Genomic DNA, 19,973 nt, shown 5'->3' on the forward strand with positions numbered 1-19,973 from the left:
ATGCGGAGGAATGGATGATGAGAAACAGTGCGGATGATATAAGACGGCGGTATGCAGACAGGCTTCCTCAAGGAGAGAATGAAACGTTCAGAACCAGCTTGTATACAGGGAGTACAGCTTCAATGGAGGAAAAGAAGAGAGGCCCCCGATTTAACGGGTCGTTCTTTTTATTTCAGATCATGATGTCCGTGTGCCTTTTTCTTGGGGCGGGAATTCTATTTAAAAATGACAGTGAGCTTTCGGCAAAAGGGCAGAGTTTGATTAAGAAAATGTACCGCAGTGAGTTTCAGTTTGCAGCCGCGAAAAAATGGTACGAGAATCAGTTTGGGAAACCACTGGCGTTATTGCCTGAAAAACAAATTGAACCAGGCAAGAATGCCACAGCTGCAAATAAAAACGAAGATTATGCCCAGCCTGCATCTGGAAGAGTGTATGAATCCTTTGAGACGAACGGAAAAGGCATTATGATGGAGACGGGAAAAACATCGGACGTGGATACCGTAAAAGAAGGATATGTCATTTTTATCGGCAAAAAGAAAGACCTTGGAAATACCGTCGTCATTCAGCACAGCAATGGGGAAGAATCTTGGTATGGCGAGTTGGACAGCATTGATCCCGATGTAAAGCTCTACAGCTATATGGAAAGCAAAAAACACCTTGGTAAAGTGACACCGAATAAGGACGGAAAAACAGGTAAATTTTACTTTGCCCTGAAAAAAGGCAACACATTTGTTGATCCGAGCAAGGTGATCCCTTTTGAATAATCCTGTTTTTCAATTTTTCAGCAAAGTAAAGATTAACCCCCTTTTTTGGCTAATCATTGGGCTCTCAATCATCACCGGACATTTTCGTGAAATCATATTGCTGTTTCTGGCAGTTTTTATACATGAGATGGGTCATTATGCGGGGGCTCATCTTTTTCAATGGCGTGTAAAGAAAATCGAACTTTTTCCGTTTGGCGGAGTTGCGGAAGTAGAGGAACATGGAAACCGGCCGTTCCGTGAAGAAGTGATCGTTACACTGCTGGGCCCTGTGCAGCATCTCTGGCTTATGCTGGCCGCTTTTTTCTTATTTCAGCTTGGCTGGTGGAATCCTCAGGACTTTGAGTGGTTTATTAAAATGAACGTAACTCTTCTGGTTTTTAATCTGCTGCCGGTATGGCCCCTTGATGGAGGAAAACTGATGTTTGCCGCTGCAGCCAGCATTTTTCCATTTAAAAAAGCACATACTGTATTTTTATTAACCTCTTTCTCCATCATGCTGATCCTGTTCTTTTCATTTTTACCCCGGGATCCCCTGCATTTAAATCTATGGTTCGTGACGATCTTCCTTGGTGTCTCTCATTATATCGAGTGGAAAAGGCGGCAGTTTGTCTTCCTTCGTTTCTTGATGTCGAGGATTGCGGATGACAGGAGATCGGGCTGGCTGACAAAGCCCATACATGTTCCCTCGGATGCAGCGCTTTATGACGTCATCAGTCTGTTTCGAAAAGGGGTCCGTCATTTTATCGTCATCCAAGCTTCGGAAACAAACAGGATCGTGGAAGAGAAGCAGGTGCTTAACATGTTTTTTTCATCCAATCAGGTCAGATGTGCAATCGGACATCTTTTTCGTTAAAATAAAAGGATGAGTGACGTAAGCGAGGTAAGTAGATGTGAAAAAAATTATTATTAATGCTTTAACCCCAATCAAAAGAACAGCAGTCATGGATTTCGATGAAGCGATAGAACTTCAAGTTGATGATTCATCCGATCAGACTGTACCTGGAAGCATCTATAAAGGCAGGGTAAAGAAAGTGCTGCCTGGCATGCAGGCGGCCTTTGTGGACATTGGAGCTGAGAAGAACGGATTCATTCATCGTGATGACCTGCTTTCCTATCAGCAGACGTATATGGCACCAGAAGATAAGAAAGGGACATCCATCAGTTCTTTCGTGAAAGAGGGGGAAGAACTGATCGTCCAGGTAATAAAGGAAGAAACAGATTCAAAGGGAGCGAGGCTGACCGGGATGCTGGCAATCCCGGGCTCACGGCTTGTTTTCCTTCCGAACGCTTCTCATATCGGTGTATCCAAGAAAATGAGCAGGAATGAGAAGGAAAAATGGCGTCTATTTGGCCATTCTCTTGTGAAGGGCGAAGATGGCGTGATTTTTCGTACCGCATGCACGGGACAATCGGAAGATGATATACAAGCAGAGTTCGACGGACTTGTAGAGAGGCACCGCCATTTGGCGGCACGGGCGGAACAAGCGGCAGCTCCTGCTCTTTTGCATGATGAAGGTGATTATCTGAATAAGATTATCCGTGACCATGCGTATGAAGACGAAACGGAAATCATCATTGATGACGGAGCGGAATTCAGGAAACTGATCTGGCTGGCCAAGCCATTTCCGCTGCTTCAAAAGAATATCGTTTTGTACAGCGGGAAGGAGAATATCTTCTCCTATTACGGAGTTGACGCACAATGGGAAAAAGCACTCCGACCGCATGTCTGGCTCAAAAACGGAGGTTCATTGCGGATTGATTACACCGAAGCCATGTCTGTTATTGATGTTAACACGGATAAATTCACAGGGAAATCAAGCCGGAGGGAAACTGTTCTTCAAACGAACCTTCAAGCGGCTGAGGAGATTGCGAAACAGCTTCGGCTTAGAAACATTTCCGGCATGATTGTCATTGATTTCATTACGATGAACGAGCCAGAGGATCAGCAGCGTGTAGAGGAAGCTTTAAAAGCTGCACTTGCTCTCGATGGAACAACTACCGTGGTTCACGGATTTACCCGAATGGGCGTATTTGAAATGACTCGCAAAAAAGAGAAAAAGCCACTGTTCCATGTACTGACCGAGACTTGTTCTGTCTGTAAGGGCACAGGCAGGGTGCAGTCTGCAAGAACAGTCGCCAATCAGGCAGAACTGGCGCTGCGGGAATACCGCCACATGGATGATGAAGCTCTGTGGATCGAAGCTACTCCTGAAGTAGCCCGCCATTTAAGAGGGATAGACAGTGAACATCTTCAAAATCTTGAGTCGCTTCTCTCGTATCGGATTTATATAAGTGAAAGCGGCCACGATTCCATCCCATCCTATGCTATCCGCCATATCGGGCCGATTAATGAAATTGAAGAAAGAATGAAAAGATAAATTGACATGGCAGAACACAACATGGTATGATTCTTCTGTTAGTTTATTGGAGCACCCGCTCCAACCGCTCAGGAACAGGTTTTCAAGCTTACATAAGCACCTGTGATGGCGAGTCTGAGTTTACAAGGAGGTGCACGTGATGTACGCAATTATTCAAACTGGTGGCAAACAAGTAAGAGTTGAAGAAGGTCAAGTGATCTATGTTGAAAAGCTTGATGTGGAAGCTGGCGATACTGTAACATTCGAGGATGTTCTTATGGTTGGTGGAGACAGCCTGAAAGTAGGAGCTCCTTTGCTTGATGGAGTGACTGTAACAGGTAAAGTTGAAAAACATGGCCGAGGCCAAAAAGTGGTCGTTTACAAGTTCAAAGCGAAAAAGAACTACCGTCGTAAACAAGGTCACCGTCAGCCTTACACTAAAGTAGTTATCGACAAAATCAACGGTTAATTCCAATGATTAAGGTAACCATCTACAGAGATGAACAGCATCACATTCGTTCGTTTTCAATGAGTGGACATGCCGATTCCGGCCCTTATGGACAAGATCTTGTCTGTGCCGGTGCATCAGCCGTCTCTTTTGGAGCGATCAATGCGATGGAAGTCCTGTGCAGCATTACACCTGATGTGGAAACACAACAGGATGGAGGCTACCTGGTTTTCCGTGCTCCGGATCATCTTGAAGACCATATCCATGAAAAAGTGCAGCTTCTTCTGGAAGGTATGGTTGTTTCCTTAAAAACAATCGAAAACGACTATGGTCGATTTATTTCATTGCAGGAAAAACAAGCATAGTCTTGGTTTGCTGCAAAACACCGAATGAGGAGGTGGGACGAATGCTAAAATTAAACCTTCAATACTTTGCTTCCAAAAAGGGAGTAGGTAGCACAAAGAACGGTCGTGATTCCCAATCAAAGCGCCTTGGTGCTAAGAGAGCGGATGGTCAAATGGTATCAGGCGGATCTATTCTTTACCGTCAGCGCGGTACAAAAATCTATCCTGGTATGAATGTTGGCCGTGGCGGAGATGACACTCTTTTTGCGAAAGTGGACGGAGTTGTTCGTTTTGAGCGTCTTGGACGTGACCGCAAACAAGTAAGTGTATACCCAATCGCAAACGAAGCGTAAGAAGATAGCTCTAACCGGGTTGGTTAGAGCTTTTTCTTTTGTAAATGGGTATTTATTAACAGGCTTTTGGATCTAATACCATTGAAGCAGAGGAAATGGCAATTTAACTATTCAAACAGGAGTGCAAATATGGGTAAAGATTGGTCAACGATAGAATTATTAAGGCATGCCCGCCATGACTGGCTCAATCAGCTCCAGCTTATTAAGGCAAACCTCTCTATGGGTCGGACCGAACGGGCAAAGGAGATTATCGAGGAAATCATTCTTATTTCCAGGCACGAATCAAACCTCATGAATTTGAAAGTTCCTGAATTGGCAGAGTACCTCATAACCTTCAACTGGCTGAAACACCCCATTGTACTTGAAACGGAAGTTGCCGGTGAGGCGAGAGACCTCTCAAAGGCTGGGAAGGTAATCCTTGAGGCTTGCCAGTCTCTTTTTGCCGTCATGAACCGCTCGGTTAATCCGCTGGCTGAAAATCGGCTTGTTTTCACGATCTCAAACCAACAGCATCCTTCCGCTTTTATGTTTCGCTTAACGGGCAGTATACATAATACAGAGGAATTTGAGTCGGAGCTGAAGGATGTCATTTCGGCACATAAATTATTAGACGTAATCGAAAGCTATATTCAACCCGATGAAGTATTTCTTGTTTTCCAGATGAAACAGTAAAGAAATTATAGAAGGAGGCGAGCAAACATGTTCGTGGATCAGGTCAAAATTTTTGTGAAAGCCGGAGACGGCGGAAACGGAATGGTTGCGTTTCGCCGTGAAAAATACGTACCTAACGGCGGACCTGCCGGCGGAGACGGCGGTAAAGGCGCTAATGTTATTTTTGAAGTAGAAGAGGGTCTGCGTACGTTAATGGACTTTCGCTTTAACAAGCATTTTAAAGCCAAGCGCGGTGAACATGGCATGTCCAAAGGCATGCATGGCAAAAATTCAGAAGATATGATCGTAAAAGTACCGCCTGGCACTGTCGTAACAGATGCTGAAACAGGACAAGTACTAGCAGACCTTGTTCATCATGAACAGCGTGCTGTTATTGCCAAAGGCGGACGAGGAGGACGGGGAAATACCCGTTTTGCTACACCGGCAAACCCTGCTCCTGAGCTTTCGGAAAACGGGGAACCAGGTGAAGAAAGAGAAGTTGTTTTAGAATTAAAGGTACTAGCGGATGTTGGGCTTGTTGGATTCCCGAGCGTAGGGAAATCCACGCTTCTTTCTGTTGTATCCGCGGCTAGGCCAAAGATTGCAGAATACCACTTTACGACCATCACTCCTAATTTAGGCGTAGTGGCAGTAGATGACGGCAGAAGCTTTGTGATGGCTGACCTGCCAGGGTTGATCGAAGGCGCGCATGAAGGCGTTGGCCTCGGACATCAGTTCCTTCGCCATATTGAACGGACAAGGGTTATCCTGCATGTGATCGACATGTCCGGCATGGAAGGAAGAGATCCATACGAGGACTTCATGAAAATTAATGAAGAACTAAAGCAATACAATTTAAGGCTTACAGAACGTCCGCAGATTGTTGTAGCCAACAAAATGGATATTCCGGGTGCGGAAGAAAACCTGGAAGAATTTAAACAGAGGCTATCTGAGGATATTCCTGTTTATCCGATATCAGCAGTTACAAGACAAGGATTAAAAGAGGTCCTTTACACAACAGCTGATCTTCTGGAAAACACACCTGAGTTCCCGCTGATCCATGAGGAAAAAGAAGAGAGCCGGGTGCTGTACCGCCACGAAAAGGAAGAGTCCGGTTTTTATATTACACGGGATTCTGCTGGTACATTTATCATCAACGGACCAAAGATCGAAAAACTATTCAAAATGACAGACTTTACAAGAGACGAGTCAGTAAAACGGTTTGCACGCCAGATGCGTTCCATGGGTGTGGACGAAGCGCTTCGTGAAAAAGGTGCGGAACACGGGGATACCATCCGAATCTTGAAATATGAATTTGAATTTATCGAATAGGCTGCGCTTGAGGGCAGTCTATTTTTTGTCTATATGGGATAGACATATGGTTATCTCATTGGATATACTTATGAAAAAGCCCGTTTTGGAGGTTACATATGAAAGAAAGGCAATTTTACATGGTCAGGGAAGATGTTCTTTCAGAATCCATGCAAAAAACGCTTGAAGCAAAATCCTTGTTAGACCGTGGCAAGGTAAAAACTGTCGCGGAGGCTGCTGAAAAAGTGGGCCTCAGCAGGAGTGCGTTCTATAAGTACAGGGATGGAATTTTTCCTTTTCATACGATGATCAAAGAAAAGATCATTACCCTTTCTATCAATCTCGAAGACCGTTCAGGTGCGTTGTCAAGCCTTCTCACCATTGTTGCCTCTGTTGGCTGCAATGTGCTCACCATTAACCAGACCATACCGCTGCAAGGGAGAGCCAATGTGATGCTGACGATTGAAACCAACGGCCTTCGTGGTGAAATCAATGAACTGCTGACCACATTGAATCGTATGGAAGCTGTAGAGCGAGTCGAAGTGATTGGAACCGGGGCATAACAACAAAAAAGGGGACTGTCCAAGAAGTCTGGTAGCTGTTGATCTCCGCTCCAGGCTGCTCGCTTTTACCGGCGTAAACGCCTACTTTCGCAGGGCGTGCGGTGAGCCTTACCGGCGTGAACGCCTACTTTTTGGCGCAAGCGCCTGCGGGAGTCTCACCTGTCACGCTAGTCCCGCAGGACAAGGAAGGCTGCGGCAGCGTTATATCGCACGAAGAAAATGTGAAATTCATTTTCGAGGAGTCTTGCACCTTGCACTCCAATCAACTTTTCATTGAAGATTTTTCACGTCAAAGGAGCTGCCTGAAGGTCAATTTTCGACTTTCAGGACAGCCCCTTTTTTTATGAATGCAAATATCCTTTTTGTTTAAGCTCCCTGCATACGTTATCCAGCTGCTCTTTCGTTGGTGCCTCGAGCATATGAAGGTGGATGCCCTCTGTTAATGTACTGAGCAATGCAGCGTTTGTTGATGACAATTTGCCGAGAAATTCCTCTACATCCTTTCGAGTACTGAGAAGAAGAGATGCAGTCAGGTCTCCGTATATCGGGTGTTCGACAATTACATTCTTAACCGTCACTCCATGATCGACAATTGTAAAAAGTTCATCTTTCGTTTGCTCTGGAGAATGGTTGGAAACAATCAAATGTCTATGTGGAACGTCTTTTTCTTCCGTTTTTAAATAGAGGTATCCTTGGGAAGTGGCGATAATCGGTTCATTTTTTGCTTTTAACAGCGAGATGTCGCCAACAATAACCTGGCGGCTGACATTTGTTTTAAGTGCGAGTTCACCGCCTTTGATCGGGCTCTTGCTCTCTTTTAACCACTTTAGTATGAGGTCTCTTCTTTCGTCTCCTGGTATTTTTGGAGTCTCCATTACACATTTTCAACTCCCTGTTTGATAATAAAAGCGTTGTGCAAGATCATGGATGGCTGCAGCCAAAGCCTTAATTTCCTCTTTTGTTGTTTCTTTTCCGAGTGTAATCCGCACGAGTTCATGTGCTTCATCCGCTGATCGCCCCATCGCAAGGAGGGTTTTGGAAGGTTCCTGCTGTCCTGCTTTACAAGCTGAACCGGTTGAAACAGCGATCTTCTGGCGGTTTAATTCCAGCATGACATACTGCCCTTCAATCCCTTTCAGACGAATGGCCAGAAAATGTGGCAGCGTCGTACGGCTGTCTCCTTCAATGATTAAACATTCATCTTCTTCTGTCAGGGAAAGAAAGTAGTTTTTTAATTCTTCTACATTTGTCTTCCATTCTACCATACGATTCACGTGATTGCTTGCCGCTGTAATAAAAGAAACGATTCCCGGAGTGTTGATTGTTCCCGGGCGAAACCCTTTTTCATGTGTACCGTTCTTGAGCAGCGGCTGCCAGGTGAGAGTGGGGGAAATATATACAGCACCTACACCTTTAGGGCCATGAATTTTATGAGAAGAAACAGTAAGAGCACCAATATTCATTTCCACCGCATGAAGAGGGATCTTACCGAACGTCTGGACACAGTCACTATGGAAAATGACATTCTCTTCTTTCAGCAAAGCTCCGATTTCACCTAATGGCTGGATAACGCCTATCTCACTGTTTCCGTGAGTAATCGTAGCGAGAATGGTCTCTTTTCGAATGGCGCTGCGAAGATCGTTTAAAGCGATCCTCCCGTTCTGATCAACAGGAAGTACGGTGATTTCAAAGCCTTCATTTTCTAGAAAAGCAAGGGCCTGCTGCACGGATCCATGCTCTAGCGGTGAAGTGATGATGTGGTTTCCTTTTTCCTTGTTTCCAAAAGCAAGGCTTGTGAGCGCCAGAAAATTACCGTCGGACCCTCCTCCTGTAAAGTAGATCCCTTCACTATTGCAGCCAATCATCCCAGCCAGTTCAGCACGTGCCAGATTGACCAGATCTGCAGCCTGTGATCCTTGGTCATGCAGGCTCGAGGTATTTCCAAAGTACATTTTTGCTGTTTCTGTAAAAGCATACAGTGCTTCTTCTGACATAGGAGTCGTTGCTGCGTAATCAAGATAAATCATTCTTAAACCGCCTCTCGTAAAAAACTCTTGTCATAAGTGTAATTCTATGTAAATATAAGTGTCAAGACACCTGTAAAGAAAATGAACGGGGGTTTCGTCATGAACGTAGAGTCTACAGACGTTCTCATTATCGGCTCCGGCATTGCTGGATTAATGACAGCCGAATGTTTACGCTCGCATAAGAATGTGACAATCATCACAAAGTCATCCTTCCAGAACAGCAATTCTTATCATGCCCAAGGAGGGATTGCAGCGGTCACTGAAAAAGAAGACCACTGGGCTGAACACTTTATAGATACCGTAAAAGCAGGAAGTTTTCACAATGAAGAAACTCTCACCGAGATTCTGGTCAAAGAAGGTCCGGACATGATCCGAACGATGGAGGATTGGAAGGTTCCCTTTGACCGCAACAAAGATGGCAGTCTCACGCTCGGCAGGGAAGGAGGACATCGGCGGGCACGGATCGTCCATGCTGGCGGTGATAGAACAGGTTCAAAAATAGTTGATGCCCTTTATCAAAGAATCTCCCATCATATTACGGTCAAAGAATTTGAAATAGCTGGGGACCTTATCATTAAGCAAGGAAAATGCGTTGGTGCCTGGACAAAGAATGCTGACGGTAAGATTACTGTTTATTTCGCAGACTCTGTCATTCTTGCTTCCGGAGGCGCAGCTGGTCTTTATACAGTCAATTCCAACGACAAAAGCATTACAGGAGACAGCATCGCCCTTGCATTTCGAGCAGGTGCGGTACTCTCTGACCTGGAATTTATACAGTTTCATCCTACGATGCTATTTACGAATGGGGCATCTTTCGGTTTAGTATCGGAAGCGGTAAGAGGAGAAGGGGGCACATTGGTTACTTCCGAAGGAACACCCTTGATGTCTGGTGTCCATGAGATGGGTGACTTGGCACCTCGAGATATCGTTTCGAGAACTATTTTTGAATTCATTCAAAAGGGATATGAAATTTTTCTTGATGTTTCAAAAGTGAAAAACTTCACAAACCGGTTTCCTGCCATAACAGCAAATTGCCGAAACGCTGGAATTGTACTTAACGAAGGCAGAATTCCTGTTGCCCCGGGTGCTCATTTTACAATGGGAGGAGCGGTCACAAACCAATGGGGGGAAACGACAGTTCCTCATCTGTATGCTGTTGGGGAAGCTTCCCGAACCGGCGTGCATGGCGCCAACAGGCTTGCGAGCAACTCACTGCTTGAAGGTGTAGTCTTCGCCAAACGGACAGCTGCAAGGATTATGGCTTTGAAAGAGCATGAAGCCTCCCTGTACCCGGTTAAATGGGAATATACAGAACAACAGAAGAGAAGATGGCCGGAGAAACATGAGATTCAAAGAAAAATGACACAGTATGCAGGGATTGTCCGGACAAGGGAAGGCCTGGGTGAAGCGATCCGCTGGTTTGAAAATTTCTCCATAGAAAAGCCGGATTATCACTGTAAACCCGATGAAATTGAAAGGATTAACATGCTGCAAACCGGCTGGCTGATCGTTACATCTGCTCGCTTGCGGACAGAGAGCAGGGGCGGCCATTACAGAAGTGATTTTCCGTCCAACGATGATAACTGCTGGCTGAAAAAACAAGTATACAGAAAGAAGGATCAAAATGAACAAGCTGAAGCTAAAAAAGCAGCTGCAGGAATTTTTTCTTGAAGATCTTGGAGAAGGGGACATCACATGCGGATTGCTGTTTCCGGAGGATGAGGAGACAGAAGCGCGCTTTATCGCTAAAAAATCCGGTGTATTTTCGGGAATGGATGTGATTTCCGAAGGGTACCGGCTGCTAAGCGAAAATTGTACAGTTGTTCCTAATGTGAAAGACGGCGATGTTATTAAACCTGGACAGATTCTTGCGGAGGTGAAAGGTCCAGCATCTGCTATTTTTGGCGGAGAACGAGTCATTCTGAATCTCGTGCAGAGGATGTCAGGGATAGCGACGCTAACGAATGAAGCAGTAACCGTTCTCAACAGTGAAAAAACGAAAATTTGCGACACGCGTAAAACCACACCAGGGATCAGGATGTTCGAGAAATACGCTGTCCGCTGCGGCGGAGGGTATAACCACCGTTTCGGCCTGTATGACGGGGTGATGGTCAAAGACAATCATATCGCCCGGGCTGGCGGTATAACCGAAGCCGTAAATACTGTGAAGTCCAGTCTGGGACACATGGTGAAAGTGGGAGTAGAAACAGAGAATCTTGAACAGGTGAAAGAAGCTGTATGTGCAGGTGCGGATGTGATTATGTTCGATAACCGCACACCAGAAGAGATTGGAGCATGGAAACATCATGTTCCTGGTCATATCATTACGGAAGCTTCCGGAGGCATATCCCTTGATGAACTTCGTCATTATGGGAAAACTGGAGTGAATTTTATTTCGCTTGGATTGCTCACTCACTCAGCGGTATCACTCGACATCAGTTTAAACATTACAGGGGGGTTAAAAGATGAGCTTACTGGAAGCCATCAAGCTGAAATCCGGAATTCCTGAAACCTATTTCACGATGACGGAAGAAGATATGATCGAACGGGTCAGAGCAGTTAAGAAGAAACTCGGAGACCGTTTGTATATTCCAGGACATCACTATCAAAAAGATGAAGTGATTCAATTTGCGGATACGTCGGGAGATTCGCTCCAGCTCGCCCAGCAGTCGGCCAATAACCATGATGCAGAATTCATCGTATTTTGCGGTGTGCACTTCATGGCGGAAACAGCAGATATGCTGACGGAATCTCATCAAAAAGTGATCCTTCCGGATATGAGAGCCGGATGTTCCATGGCGGACATGGCGGATATCCATCAGACAGAGAAAGCCTGGGACCGATTACAGTCCTTGTTCGGTGATACGCTCCTGCCGCTCACGTATGTCAATTCTACGGCAGCCATCAAAGCATTCTGCGGTAAGAATGGCGGAGCAACCGTGACCTCATCAAATGCAGAACGAATGCTGGAATGGGCGTTTGCACAAAAAGAAAGAATCCTTTTTCTTCCCGATCAGCACTTGGGCCGGAACACTGCGCATACGCTGGGTGTTCCATTGGAGCAAATGGCTGTATGGGATCCAATTGCTAATAAATTGGAATATGACGGAGATCTGGATGCAGTTAAAGTGATTCTCTGGAAAGGACACTGTTCGGTCCATGAAAAATTCACAGTTGATAATATTCGATCCTTGCGTGTGAACGATCCAGAGATGAAGGTCATCGTCCATCCAGAGTGCAGCCATGAAGTCGTTCAGCAATCGGATATGGCGGGCTCCACTCATTATATTATTCAGACGATCCAAAAAGCTGAGCCAAACAGCGCTTGGGCGATAGGGACAGAGATGAATCTCGTCAACCGCCTGAAAAAAAACCATCCGGATAAACGGATAATTTCTTTAAATCCCAATCTTTGCCCCTGTCTGACGATGAATCGCATTGATCTTCCTCATCTGACATATGCGCTTGAAAAAATCGCACAGGGAGATCCTCATAACATCATAACAGTGGATAGCGAAACAACTGAATACGCAGTAAAAGCTCTTGAGAGAATGTTAGCAAGAGCGTAGATGACTCCTTCCTGTCAAAGTCATACAGCTGATTTTCAGGGCATAAATTGGTAAAAGACCGACTACTGAAATAGGTAGTAGCACAATGCCCAGATTCTCATATACTGTATAGAAATTTGGCAGGAGGGAGTTTTGTTTACGTGAGAATTCATATCGTTCAAAAAGGTGATACTCTCGAAAAAATCGCCGATAAGTATAATGTAACTTCTGAAGAATTAAGAAGAGTGAATTTCGGTTTATCTTCAGGCGCTCTTGAAAGAGGATCAAAAGTAAAGATTCCTTCTGAACAAGTGCCGATCGGACGCGGAGAGAAAGCAAAGATGCCGTTTATGATGCCAGGCTCTAAAAAAGAGCAGCCGAAGAAAAAAGAAATGCCCAAAAAAGAAATGCCAGCAGTTCCAGTTCAGGAAATTCCGGTTCCAGCCCCGCCGCCACCGCCGCCAAAACCTGCACCTATTCCAGCTCCGCCTAAAGCAGCACCGATTATCCCAAAAGCAGCACCAATAATCGCAAAAGCAGCACCGATAATCGCAAAAGCAGCACCGATAATCCTAAAAGCTGAACCTAAAATGGCGCCAAAGGCCGAGCATAAAATGCCGATGAAAGCAGAACCCATTATGCCGTTAAAGCCGGCACCGGCAAAAAAGGATATGCCATTTAATCCATTGCTTCCGAAAAAAGATTACAAAGAATCGTCCATGAAATCACCAAAACCGCTTGCCCCTATGTCTCATAAAGATTTTGCGGCGTTTATGGAATCATCCTCATCTTCACATATGAAATGGGGACATCACCACGAGCCGATTCACTATAAAGAACCTCAAATGAACTATGTGCCGCCTGCCTATCTTTCCCCGGGGCTCGTCCATGGAAAAGACGAGTTTGGAATGGGGAAACAGCATAAACATCCATTCTTGGGTGAAGAGTCATCTTCTGTAATGAACCAGATGTATTCAGGTGTTCCGCCGATGTTTGAACAGCCTCAGGGGTACACTGCTCCTGTATATGGAGGTGCAGGGGCAGGAATGCCGCCATTCAGTGCCATGCCTTATCAAGGCCAGGGACAGCAGGCAGGCTCTTACCCTCAAGTTCACCCAGGTGGTTCACAAATGGGTATGGGGGCACCAGGTTCAGGCCAGATGGGATACAGCAGCATGCCTCAGACTGGAATGCAACAGCAGCCTATGGCATCTCAGCACGGAATGATGCTATCGCAGGATCAGCAGCAAAATCCATATGCTACGTTTATGCCGATGCAAAGTCAGCCGATGGGCCAAGGAATGCAAGGTCAGCCATACGGCGGCCAGCAGATGGGCCAGGGAATGCAGGGTCAGCCATACGGCGGCCAGCCGATGAGCCAGGGAATGCAGGGTCAGCCATACGGCGGCCAGCCGATGAGCCAGGGAATGCAGGGTCAGCCATACGGCAGCCAGACGATGAGCCAGGGAATGCAAGGTCAGCCATATGGCGGCCAGCCAATGAGCCAGGGAATGCAGGGTCAGCCATATGGCGGCCAGCCGATGAGCCAGGGAATGCAGGGTCAGCCATATGGCGGCCAGCAGATGGGCCAAGGAATGCAAGGTCAGCAAATGTATGGTGAATATCCGCCAGGCCAAGTTTCTCAAGGTTATGGTGATATGTCCGGAGGGCAAGGATCTTACGGCGTTAATCCCCCAGCCCAGCAAGGACAAATGGGTCAGATGCAAGGAATGCCAAATCCATACTCACAGGCGCAATACCGTGATGGCTCGTTAGACAGCCAAGATCAAGATGAAGAGTAATTCATACGGAGACGGTTTCAAAAGAAAGCGTCTCTTCTTAAATAGCCTTACTGAGAAAGGTCTGGATATTAAAAACCATTATTTTGTGAAACACAATGTTTGTATTATTGAAACCAAAGCAGGAACTTATGTGCTTAAAGGGTTCTCCAGAAAGGAAGAATGTCAGGAGCAATTGAAGCTGTCCCGGTGGTATTCTCAACAATCAAGTCCGATGATGGGAATATATACGTCTTTTCCGACCGGAAAGAAAATACATTACTATGAGAACATGTATTGGGGCATCATGCCTTTTTATAAAGGTGATGAACTTGATCTGAATGACGAAAAGGACATAAGAGACGGAATCCATGCGATTCGAAAGTTCCACCGCCAGAGTATCTTTCAGTCTGACTCCTATCTCTCGCTTCTATCGAGCTATTCACTTATCGAAAAGTGGACCAAACGATTTAATGCTTTTAAAAGAAACAGCAAAAAACATCATATTTCTCATGAGATGAGTGAAGCTTTTCAGGAAATGATTGCGTGGGGGAAATGGTCATTGAGCCATTTGAACCGAAGAGAACTGGAAAAAATGGAACAGAACGCAAGACAAAAGGGTGAAGTATGCCACGGAGATGTTGCTCCTCATAACTTTATGCGCTTAAGCGGAGACACCGTTATCTTAATCGATTACGACCTGTTTTCCGTCGTTCCGCAGGATTATGACATTCTTCAATATGTAAACCGGATCATGCCATATTGGGATTGGTCCCCATCCATATTGCGAAAATGCCAAGACCCTGAGCTGGAATCGCTTCTCCGTAAAAAATGGTTTTTAATCGCCCTTGTTTTTCCGACGGATCTTTACAGAGAATGGAATCGTGCATTCGAAGCGGGTAAAGATCAGATCAAAGAAATGACGACCTTTACAGAAGAAGATCTTCCGTTCCGGAGAAAGTTTATAAAAACAATACAGGAATTGGTCAAGAATCCCACGTAATATCCAGAAATTATATGCCTTACCGGTATGTGACAGAGTAAAAAGAACCTCCGAATGCCATTCTAGTGGTGAAAGGAGGTTTTTGCATTGAAGATTATACTAAGCGGTATAACGGTTCTTGCATTAACAGCAGGTCTGGTGGGCTGTAACAACAACAAAGGTGCGCTCGACCGCAACGATAATGATGTAAGGCCGATCGGATATTATTCCAACGAGGGTGATAACCGCGGGGATTTGGACCGCAGTAAAGGCCCTGTTACTGACATGATGGATAATAACCGTACCGATCATAATGTAACGTATCATGAGGACTATGATGGTGCGCTTGCCGAGAAGATCAGGAACCGGGTCAACAGTATGAACAATGTAGACGATGCTCATGTTATTTTGAATGATAACAACGTCATTGTCGGAATAGATACCAGTGAAAACGATAAAAGCGCTGTCGATCAGAGAGTGTATAGAGAAGTGAAAAAGCTGGTTCCCAACCGGGATGTTCGCGTGACAACTGATGACTCGATCGTGAATCGAATCAAAAACGTAGATAATAATCTCCGTGACGGCAAAACAACCAATGAAGTCAGCTCTGACATCAAAGGAATTATGTCGGATATCGGAAAAGCAGGCACCAACTTAGGAGATGCAGTAAAACGTCCTTTCGAAAATAATCGATAGAGAACAGGATTTTTTCTGTTCTCTTTTTTTATTTCATTGAACAGGAGCATTGCGATTTTTGTGTTAAACTCCCCGTTCGGGCTGACTCTGTGATACAATACTGACAGAAACGTATGGTCGCTTTTTTAAGGAGAGAACATGATTGATTGAACATATAAATGGAAAGATTGAACACGTGTCTGCTGAATATGCAGTTCTTGAAGCCAATGGGATTGGATACCAAATTTTTTGTCCGAATCCATTCATCTATCGTCCCGGTCAAGCTGAGACGATCTACACATATCATTATGTGAGGGAAGATTTGATTGCGCTGTATGGGTTTAAAACACGCAAAGAGCGAGATTTATTCTTAAAATTATTAAACGTATCAGGAATAGGCCCAAAAGGAGCATTAGCGATCATGGCATTCGGACAGCCAGAACAAGTGATTCGGGCCATTGAAGCTGAGGATGAAGGGTTTCTTGTGAAATTTCCGGGAGTAGGGAAGAAGACGGCCCGCCAGATGATATTGGACCTTAAAGGAAAGCTTTCGATCTTCACTGAAGAGCCAATGGAAGGATTATTTGCCGGCCCGGCTTCCGACAGTTCAGAACAGCTTGATGAAGCGGTTGAAGCGTTAACGGCTTTAGGGTATGCCAAGAAAGAAATTAATAAAGTGCTGCCTTCCCTTAAAAAGGAAGATCTGACAACAGATCAGTACATAAGGAAAGCGCTGCAGAAGCTAGTGAACCATTAGGGGCGTGATCGTTTTGGACGACAGAATAGTATCGGGTGAAAGCTCAAGGGACGATTTTTTTGAATTGAGTTTGCGTCCGGAATATTTGCATCAATACATAGGCCAAGAAAAAGTAAAAGAAAATCTAAATATCTTTATTCAGGCGGCTAAGCTTAGAAATGAAGCCCTTGACCATGTTTTGCTATACGGGCCGCCAGGTCTTGGGAAAACGACGCTCGCATCTATCATTGCGAAAGAAATGAACGTCAATTTCAGAACAACAAGCGGTCCCGCAATTGAGCGGCCGGGTGATCTGGCAGCCATCCTCACAGCACTTGAACCTGGGGATGTGCTGTTTATTGATGAAATTCACAGGCTATCAAGAGCGATCGAGGAAGTGCTCTATTCCGCGATGGAAGACTTCTGTCTGGATATTGTAATCGGAAAGGGCGAAACAGCTCGATCTGTCCGGCTGGATCTGCCTCCATTTACGTTAGTAGGGGCGACTACCCGTGCCGGGTCTCTGTCTTCACCGCTCCGTGACCGATTTGGTGTGCTGGCACGTCTGGAATACTACAATAATGAAGATTTAACCGAAATTGTTACACGGACCAGTGAAGTATTTGGAATGAAGATTGACAATACTTCTGCCCAAGAGATAGCCCGCCGTTCAAGAGGGACGCCGAGAATCGCCAATCGTCTCTTCAAAAGAGTACGGGACTTTGCTCAGGTGGATGGGACGGATACGGTGAGTATCAGCCTCGCAGACAGGGCGCTGGAAATGCTTCAAGTTGACCGTTTAGGATTGGATCATATTGACCATAAATTATTACAAGGGATCATCCATAAATATAAAGGCGGCCCGGTAGGTCTTGAAACCATTTCAGCTACGATCGGTGAGGAATCCCATACGATTGAAGATGTTTATGAACCCTACCTGCTGCAGATTGGCTTTATACAGCGCACCCCCAGGGGGAGAGTGGTGACTGCCCTTGCTTATGAGCATTTTAATATGGAGGTGCCGAATCCTTAATGGGAATACCCCGGCTGTTAATACTGATGGGAGTCATCTTGATCATTATCGGTGGTTTATGGACGTTCGTCGGCAAGATTCCCGGCGACATCGTTTTTAAAAAAGGGAACACTACATTTTATTTTCCCATTGTCACATCGATTATTATCAGTGTCATTCTGTCATTGATATTTTATGTGATCGGGCGATTTAAATAGGTGAGAGAAATAGGAGAAGAAAATGGACATCAATATGTTTGATTTTGACCTGCCGGAAGAGCTGATTGCTCAGACACCGCTGAAAGACCGTACTGCTTCAAGGCTGATGGTGCTTGACCCGGTATCCGGACAGATTCAACACAATACGTTTAAAAATGTGATTGATTATCTAAATCCAGGAGATTGCTTAATCCTGAATGATACAAGAGTTCTGCCAGCAAGGCTTCTTGGTGAGAAAGTAGACACTAAGGCTAAGATTGAGATTTTGCTGTTGAAGGAAACAGGCAACGATACTTGGGAAACCCTCGTGAAACCGGCAAAAAGAGTAAAGCCAGGCACCGTCGTTTCTTTTGGAAACGGTTTGCTTAAAGCTGTTTGTCTGGAGGAAACTGATCAGGGCGGGCGTACCTTTAAATTTGAATATGAGGGTATTTTTTATGAAATTCTGGACGCTCTTGGCGAAATGCCATTGCCTCCTTATATAAAAGAGCAGCTGGAAGAGCGGGAGCGGTATCAGACTGTGTTTGCCAAACACCAAGGCTCGGCAGCTGCACCAACAGCAGGTCTGCACTTTACTGAAACACTGCTTGAAGAGATTAAGAAAAAGGGTATACATGTTGCTTTTATTACTCTTCATGTAGGGCTGGGAACATTCCGCCCTGTTTCTGTTGAAAATATTCAAGAGCACGACATGCATGCCGAGTACTACCAGTTGACGAAAGGCACGGCTGCACTTCTAAATGAAGTCAGAAACAATGGAGGACGGGTTATCTCGGTTGGAACGACCTCTACCCGCACCTTAGAGACAGTCGCTGGAAAGCACGGAGAATTCCGAGAAGATTCCGGATGGACTGATATCTTTATTTATCCAGGATATCGCTTTAAGGCGATTGACGGAATGATTACTAATTTCCATTTGCCTAAGTCTACACTGATTATGCTGATCAGCGCGCTTGCGGGCCGCGAGAATGTCCTGAAAGCCTATAATGAAGCTGTGCGTCAACGGTACCGCTTCTTTAGCTTTGGAGATGCCATGCTGATTTTAGAAGGGGAGTACAAACATGACAGCAGCCGTCCGGTATGAATTAATCAAAACTTGTAAGCAGTCAGGAGCTAGGCTCGGAAAAGTCCACACGCCCCATGGCGTATTTGAGACTCCTGTATTCATGCCGGTAGGAACACTCGCTACCGTTAAAACAATGAGCCCTGAGGAGTTAAAAGACCTTGGCGCCAATATTATTTTGAGCAACACGTATCATCTCTGGCTTCGTCCGGGACATGAGATCATCCGTGAAGCTGGCGGCCTTCATAAATTCATGAACTGGGACCGTTCCATCTTAACGGATTCCGGCGGTTTTCAGGTATTCAGCTTAAGTGATTTGAGAAAGATCACAGAAGAAGGCGTGCATTTCAGGAACCATCTGAACGGAGAAAAGCTGTTCCTGAGTCCTGAAGGAGCCATGGAGATTCAGAATGCCCTAGGTTCGGACATCATGATGGCATTCGATGAATGCCCGCCGTATCCAGCTGAGTATGAATACATGAAATCCTCTGTAGAAAGGACGAGCCGGTGGGCTGAAAGGTGTCTGGCTTCCCATGAACGTCAGAATGACCAGGGGCTTTTCGGAATCGTTCAGGGTGGTGAATACGAAGATTTACGCCGTCAAAGCGCAGAGGACCTTGTTTCTCTTGATTTTCCGGGTTACGCGGTCGGCGGGCTTTCTGTTGGTGAACCTAAGGATGTTATGAACCGAGTGCTAGAGTTTACGACGCCGTACCTGCCTGACAACAAACCAAGGTATTTAATGGGTGTCGGATCACCTGACTCGCTGATTGATGGAGCAATCCGCGGTATTGATATGTTTGACTGCGTACTGCCTACACGTATTGCAAGAAACGGAACGCTTATGACAAGTGAAGGCCGCCTCGTCGTCCGGAATGCGAAATATGCACGTGATTTCAGGCCTCTTGATGAAAATTGTGATTGCTATACGTGCCGAAACTATTCACGTGCTTATATCCGCCATCTGGTGAAGAGCAACGAAACATTTGGTTTCCGCCTCACAAGTTACCATAACCTTTATTTTTTGGTAAACTTAATGGAACAGGTGAAGCAGGCCATCCGCGAAGACAGGCTGCTTGATTTCCGAGAGGAATTTTTTGAACAATACGGCTTTAATAAACCTGACGCCAAAAACTTTTAACT

General features: G+C 45.4%; 23 protein-coding genes and 1 other annotated feature. Of the genes, 21 read left to right on the top strand and 2 right to left on the bottom strand.

Annotated features, from left to right (window positions below):
• Window positions 1–14: 14 nt before the first annotated feature.
• The 10 genes from OKX00_RS08230 (at window position 15) to OKX00_RS08275 (ending at window position 7,138) form a co-directional block, all read left to right on the top strand.
• Window positions 15–764 (top strand): M23 family metallopeptidase, encoded by a 750-nt coding sequence (locus tag OKX00_RS08230; protein WP_265410075.1) that lies wholly within the window; start codon window positions 15–17, stop codon window positions 762–764.
• On the top strand, window positions 757–1,617 hold the full coding sequence (locus tag OKX00_RS08235) for a M50 family metallopeptidase (RefSeq protein ID WP_091004194.1): 861 nt from the start codon (window positions 757–759) through the stop codon (window positions 1,615–1,617). Before OKX00_RS08230 ends, OKX00_RS08235 begins: the two co-directional genes overlap by 8 nt.
• Before the next feature lie 37 nt (window positions 1,618–1,654).
• Complete coding sequence (locus tag OKX00_RS08240) at window positions 1,655–3,142, top strand: Rne/Rng family ribonuclease (protein ID WP_265410076.1); 1,488 nt, start codon at window positions 1,655–1,657, stop codon at window positions 3,140–3,142.
• Window positions 3,143–3,194: 52 nt separating this feature from the next.
• Window positions 3,195–3,268, top strand: a sequence feature (ribosomal protein L21 leader region).
• A 13-nt stretch (window positions 3,269–3,281) separates the two neighbouring features.
• A complete protein-coding gene (gene rplU / locus OKX00_RS08245) occupies window positions 3,282–3,590 on the top strand; it encodes a 50S ribosomal protein L21 (RefSeq protein WP_053357701.1) in 309 nt (102 codons plus the stop codon).
• Between the two features lie 5 nt (window positions 3,591–3,595).
• Window positions 3,596–3,934 (top strand): ribosomal-processing cysteine protease Prp, encoded by a 339-nt coding sequence (locus OKX00_RS08250; RefSeq protein ID WP_091004197.1) that lies wholly within the window; start codon window positions 3,596–3,598, stop codon window positions 3,932–3,934.
• A 41-nt stretch (window positions 3,935–3,975) separates the two neighbouring features.
• A complete protein-coding gene (rpmA, locus tag OKX00_RS08255; protein ID WP_053357703.1) occupies window positions 3,976–4,266 on the top strand; it encodes a 50S ribosomal protein L27 in 291 nt (96 codons plus the stop codon).
• A gap of 129 nt (window positions 4,267–4,395) precedes the next feature.
• Window positions 4,396–4,938, top strand: coding sequence for a Spo0B C-terminal domain-containing protein (locus tag OKX00_RS08260; protein ID WP_265410077.1), 543 nt, complete (start codon window positions 4,396–4,398; stop codon window positions 4,936–4,938).
• Between the two features lie 27 nt (window positions 4,939–4,965).
• Entirely contained in the window at window positions 4,966–6,249 is a 1,284-nt protein-coding gene (gene obgE, locus OKX00_RS08265) for a GTPase ObgE (RefSeq protein WP_265410078.1), read from the top strand.
• A gap of 98 nt (window positions 6,250–6,347) precedes the next feature.
• Complete coding sequence (locus OKX00_RS08270) at window positions 6,348–6,791, top strand: ACT domain-containing protein (protein WP_053357706.1); 444 nt, start codon at window positions 6,348–6,350, stop codon at window positions 6,789–6,791.
• 101 nt (window positions 6,792–6,892) lie between these two features.
• Window positions 6,893–7,138 carry a hypothetical protein gene (locus OKX00_RS08275; protein WP_265410079.1) on the top strand — a complete coding sequence of 82 codons (246 nt, stop codon included), beginning with the start codon at window positions 6,893–6,895 and terminating at the stop codon, window positions 7,136–7,138.
• On the opposite strand, the gene OKX00_RS08280 is transcribed toward OKX00_RS08275, so the two are convergent.
• Both OKX00_RS08280 and OKX00_RS08285 read right to left on the bottom strand, forming a co-directional pair.
• Entirely contained in the window at window positions 7,133–7,666 is a 534-nt protein-coding gene (locus OKX00_RS08280; protein WP_265410080.1) for a transcription repressor NadR, read from the bottom strand. The two genes, OKX00_RS08275 and OKX00_RS08280, sit on opposite strands and share 6 nt — an antisense overlap.
• Window positions 7,667–7,675: 9 nt before the next feature.
• Window positions 7,676–8,818: an IscS subfamily cysteine desulfurase gene (locus tag OKX00_RS08285; RefSeq protein ID WP_265410081.1), complete on the bottom strand. Its 1,143-nt coding sequence runs from the start codon at window positions 8,816–8,818 to the stop codon at window positions 7,676–7,678.
• A gap of 99 nt (window positions 8,819–8,917) precedes the next feature.
• On the opposite strand from OKX00_RS08285, the gene nadB reads away from it, so the two are divergent.
• The 11 genes from nadB (at window position 8,918) to tgt (ending at window position 19,971) form a co-directional block, all read left to right on the top strand.
• Window positions 8,918–10,489 (top strand): L-aspartate oxidase, encoded by a 1,572-nt coding sequence (nadB, locus tag OKX00_RS08290; RefSeq protein ID WP_265410082.1) that lies wholly within the window; start codon window positions 8,918–8,920, stop codon window positions 10,487–10,489.
• Window positions 10,443–11,327 (top strand): carboxylating nicotinate-nucleotide diphosphorylase, encoded by an 885-nt coding sequence (gene nadC / locus OKX00_RS08295; RefSeq protein WP_265410083.1) that lies wholly within the window; start codon window positions 10,443–10,445, stop codon window positions 11,325–11,327. The genes nadB and nadC overlap by 47 nt, the downstream gene beginning before the upstream one ends.
• Window positions 11,284–12,387: a quinolinate synthase NadA gene (nadA, locus tag OKX00_RS08300; protein ID WP_265410084.1), complete on the top strand. Its 1,104-nt coding sequence runs from the start codon at window positions 11,284–11,286 to the stop codon at window positions 12,385–12,387. Before nadC ends, nadA begins: the two co-directional genes overlap by 44 nt.
• 140 nt (window positions 12,388–12,527) lie before the next feature.
• Complete coding sequence (locus tag OKX00_RS08305; protein ID WP_265410085.1) at window positions 12,528–14,168, top strand: LysM peptidoglycan-binding domain-containing protein; 1,641 nt, start codon at window positions 12,528–12,530, stop codon at window positions 14,166–14,168.
• 130 nt (window positions 14,169–14,298) lie between these two features.
• A complete protein-coding gene (locus tag OKX00_RS08310) occupies window positions 14,299–15,147 on the top strand; it encodes a phosphotransferase (RefSeq protein WP_265410086.1) in 849 nt (282 codons plus the stop codon).
• Window positions 15,148–15,234: 87 nt separating this feature from the next.
• Entirely contained in the window at window positions 15,235–15,822 is a 588-nt protein-coding gene (locus OKX00_RS08315) for a YhcN/YlaJ family sporulation lipoprotein (RefSeq protein WP_265410087.1), read from the top strand.
• Window positions 15,823–15,964: 142 nt separating this feature from the next.
• On the top strand, window positions 15,965–16,558 hold the full coding sequence (ruvA, locus tag OKX00_RS08320; RefSeq protein WP_062234193.1) for a Holliday junction branch migration protein RuvA: 594 nt from the start codon (window positions 15,965–15,967) through the stop codon (window positions 16,556–16,558).
• Window positions 16,559–16,571: 13 nt separating this feature from the next.
• A complete protein-coding gene (ruvB, locus tag OKX00_RS08325) occupies window positions 16,572–17,570 on the top strand; it encodes a Holliday junction branch migration DNA helicase RuvB (protein ID WP_265410088.1) in 999 nt (332 codons plus the stop codon).
• A complete protein-coding gene (locus tag OKX00_RS08330; protein ID WP_091004228.1) occupies window positions 17,570–17,767 on the top strand; it encodes a DUF2905 domain-containing protein in 198 nt (65 codons plus the stop codon). Before ruvB ends, OKX00_RS08330 begins: the two co-directional genes overlap by 1 nt.
• A gap of 22 nt (window positions 17,768–17,789) precedes the next feature.
• Complete coding sequence (queA, locus tag OKX00_RS08335) at window positions 17,790–18,851, top strand: tRNA preQ1(34) S-adenosylmethionine ribosyltransferase-isomerase QueA (RefSeq protein WP_265410089.1); 1,062 nt, start codon at window positions 17,790–17,792, stop codon at window positions 18,849–18,851.
• Entirely contained in the window at window positions 18,829–19,971 is a 1,143-nt protein-coding gene (gene tgt, locus OKX00_RS08340) for a tRNA guanosine(34) transglycosylase Tgt (protein WP_265410090.1), read from the top strand. The genes queA and tgt overlap by 23 nt, the downstream gene beginning before the upstream one ends.
• Window positions 19,972–19,973 lie beyond the last annotated feature (2 nt).

The organism is Fictibacillus sp. KU28468 (assembly GCF_026153615.1).
GTDB lineage: Bacteria > Bacillota > Bacilli > Bacillales > Fictibacillaceae > Fictibacillus_C > Fictibacillus_C marinisediminis.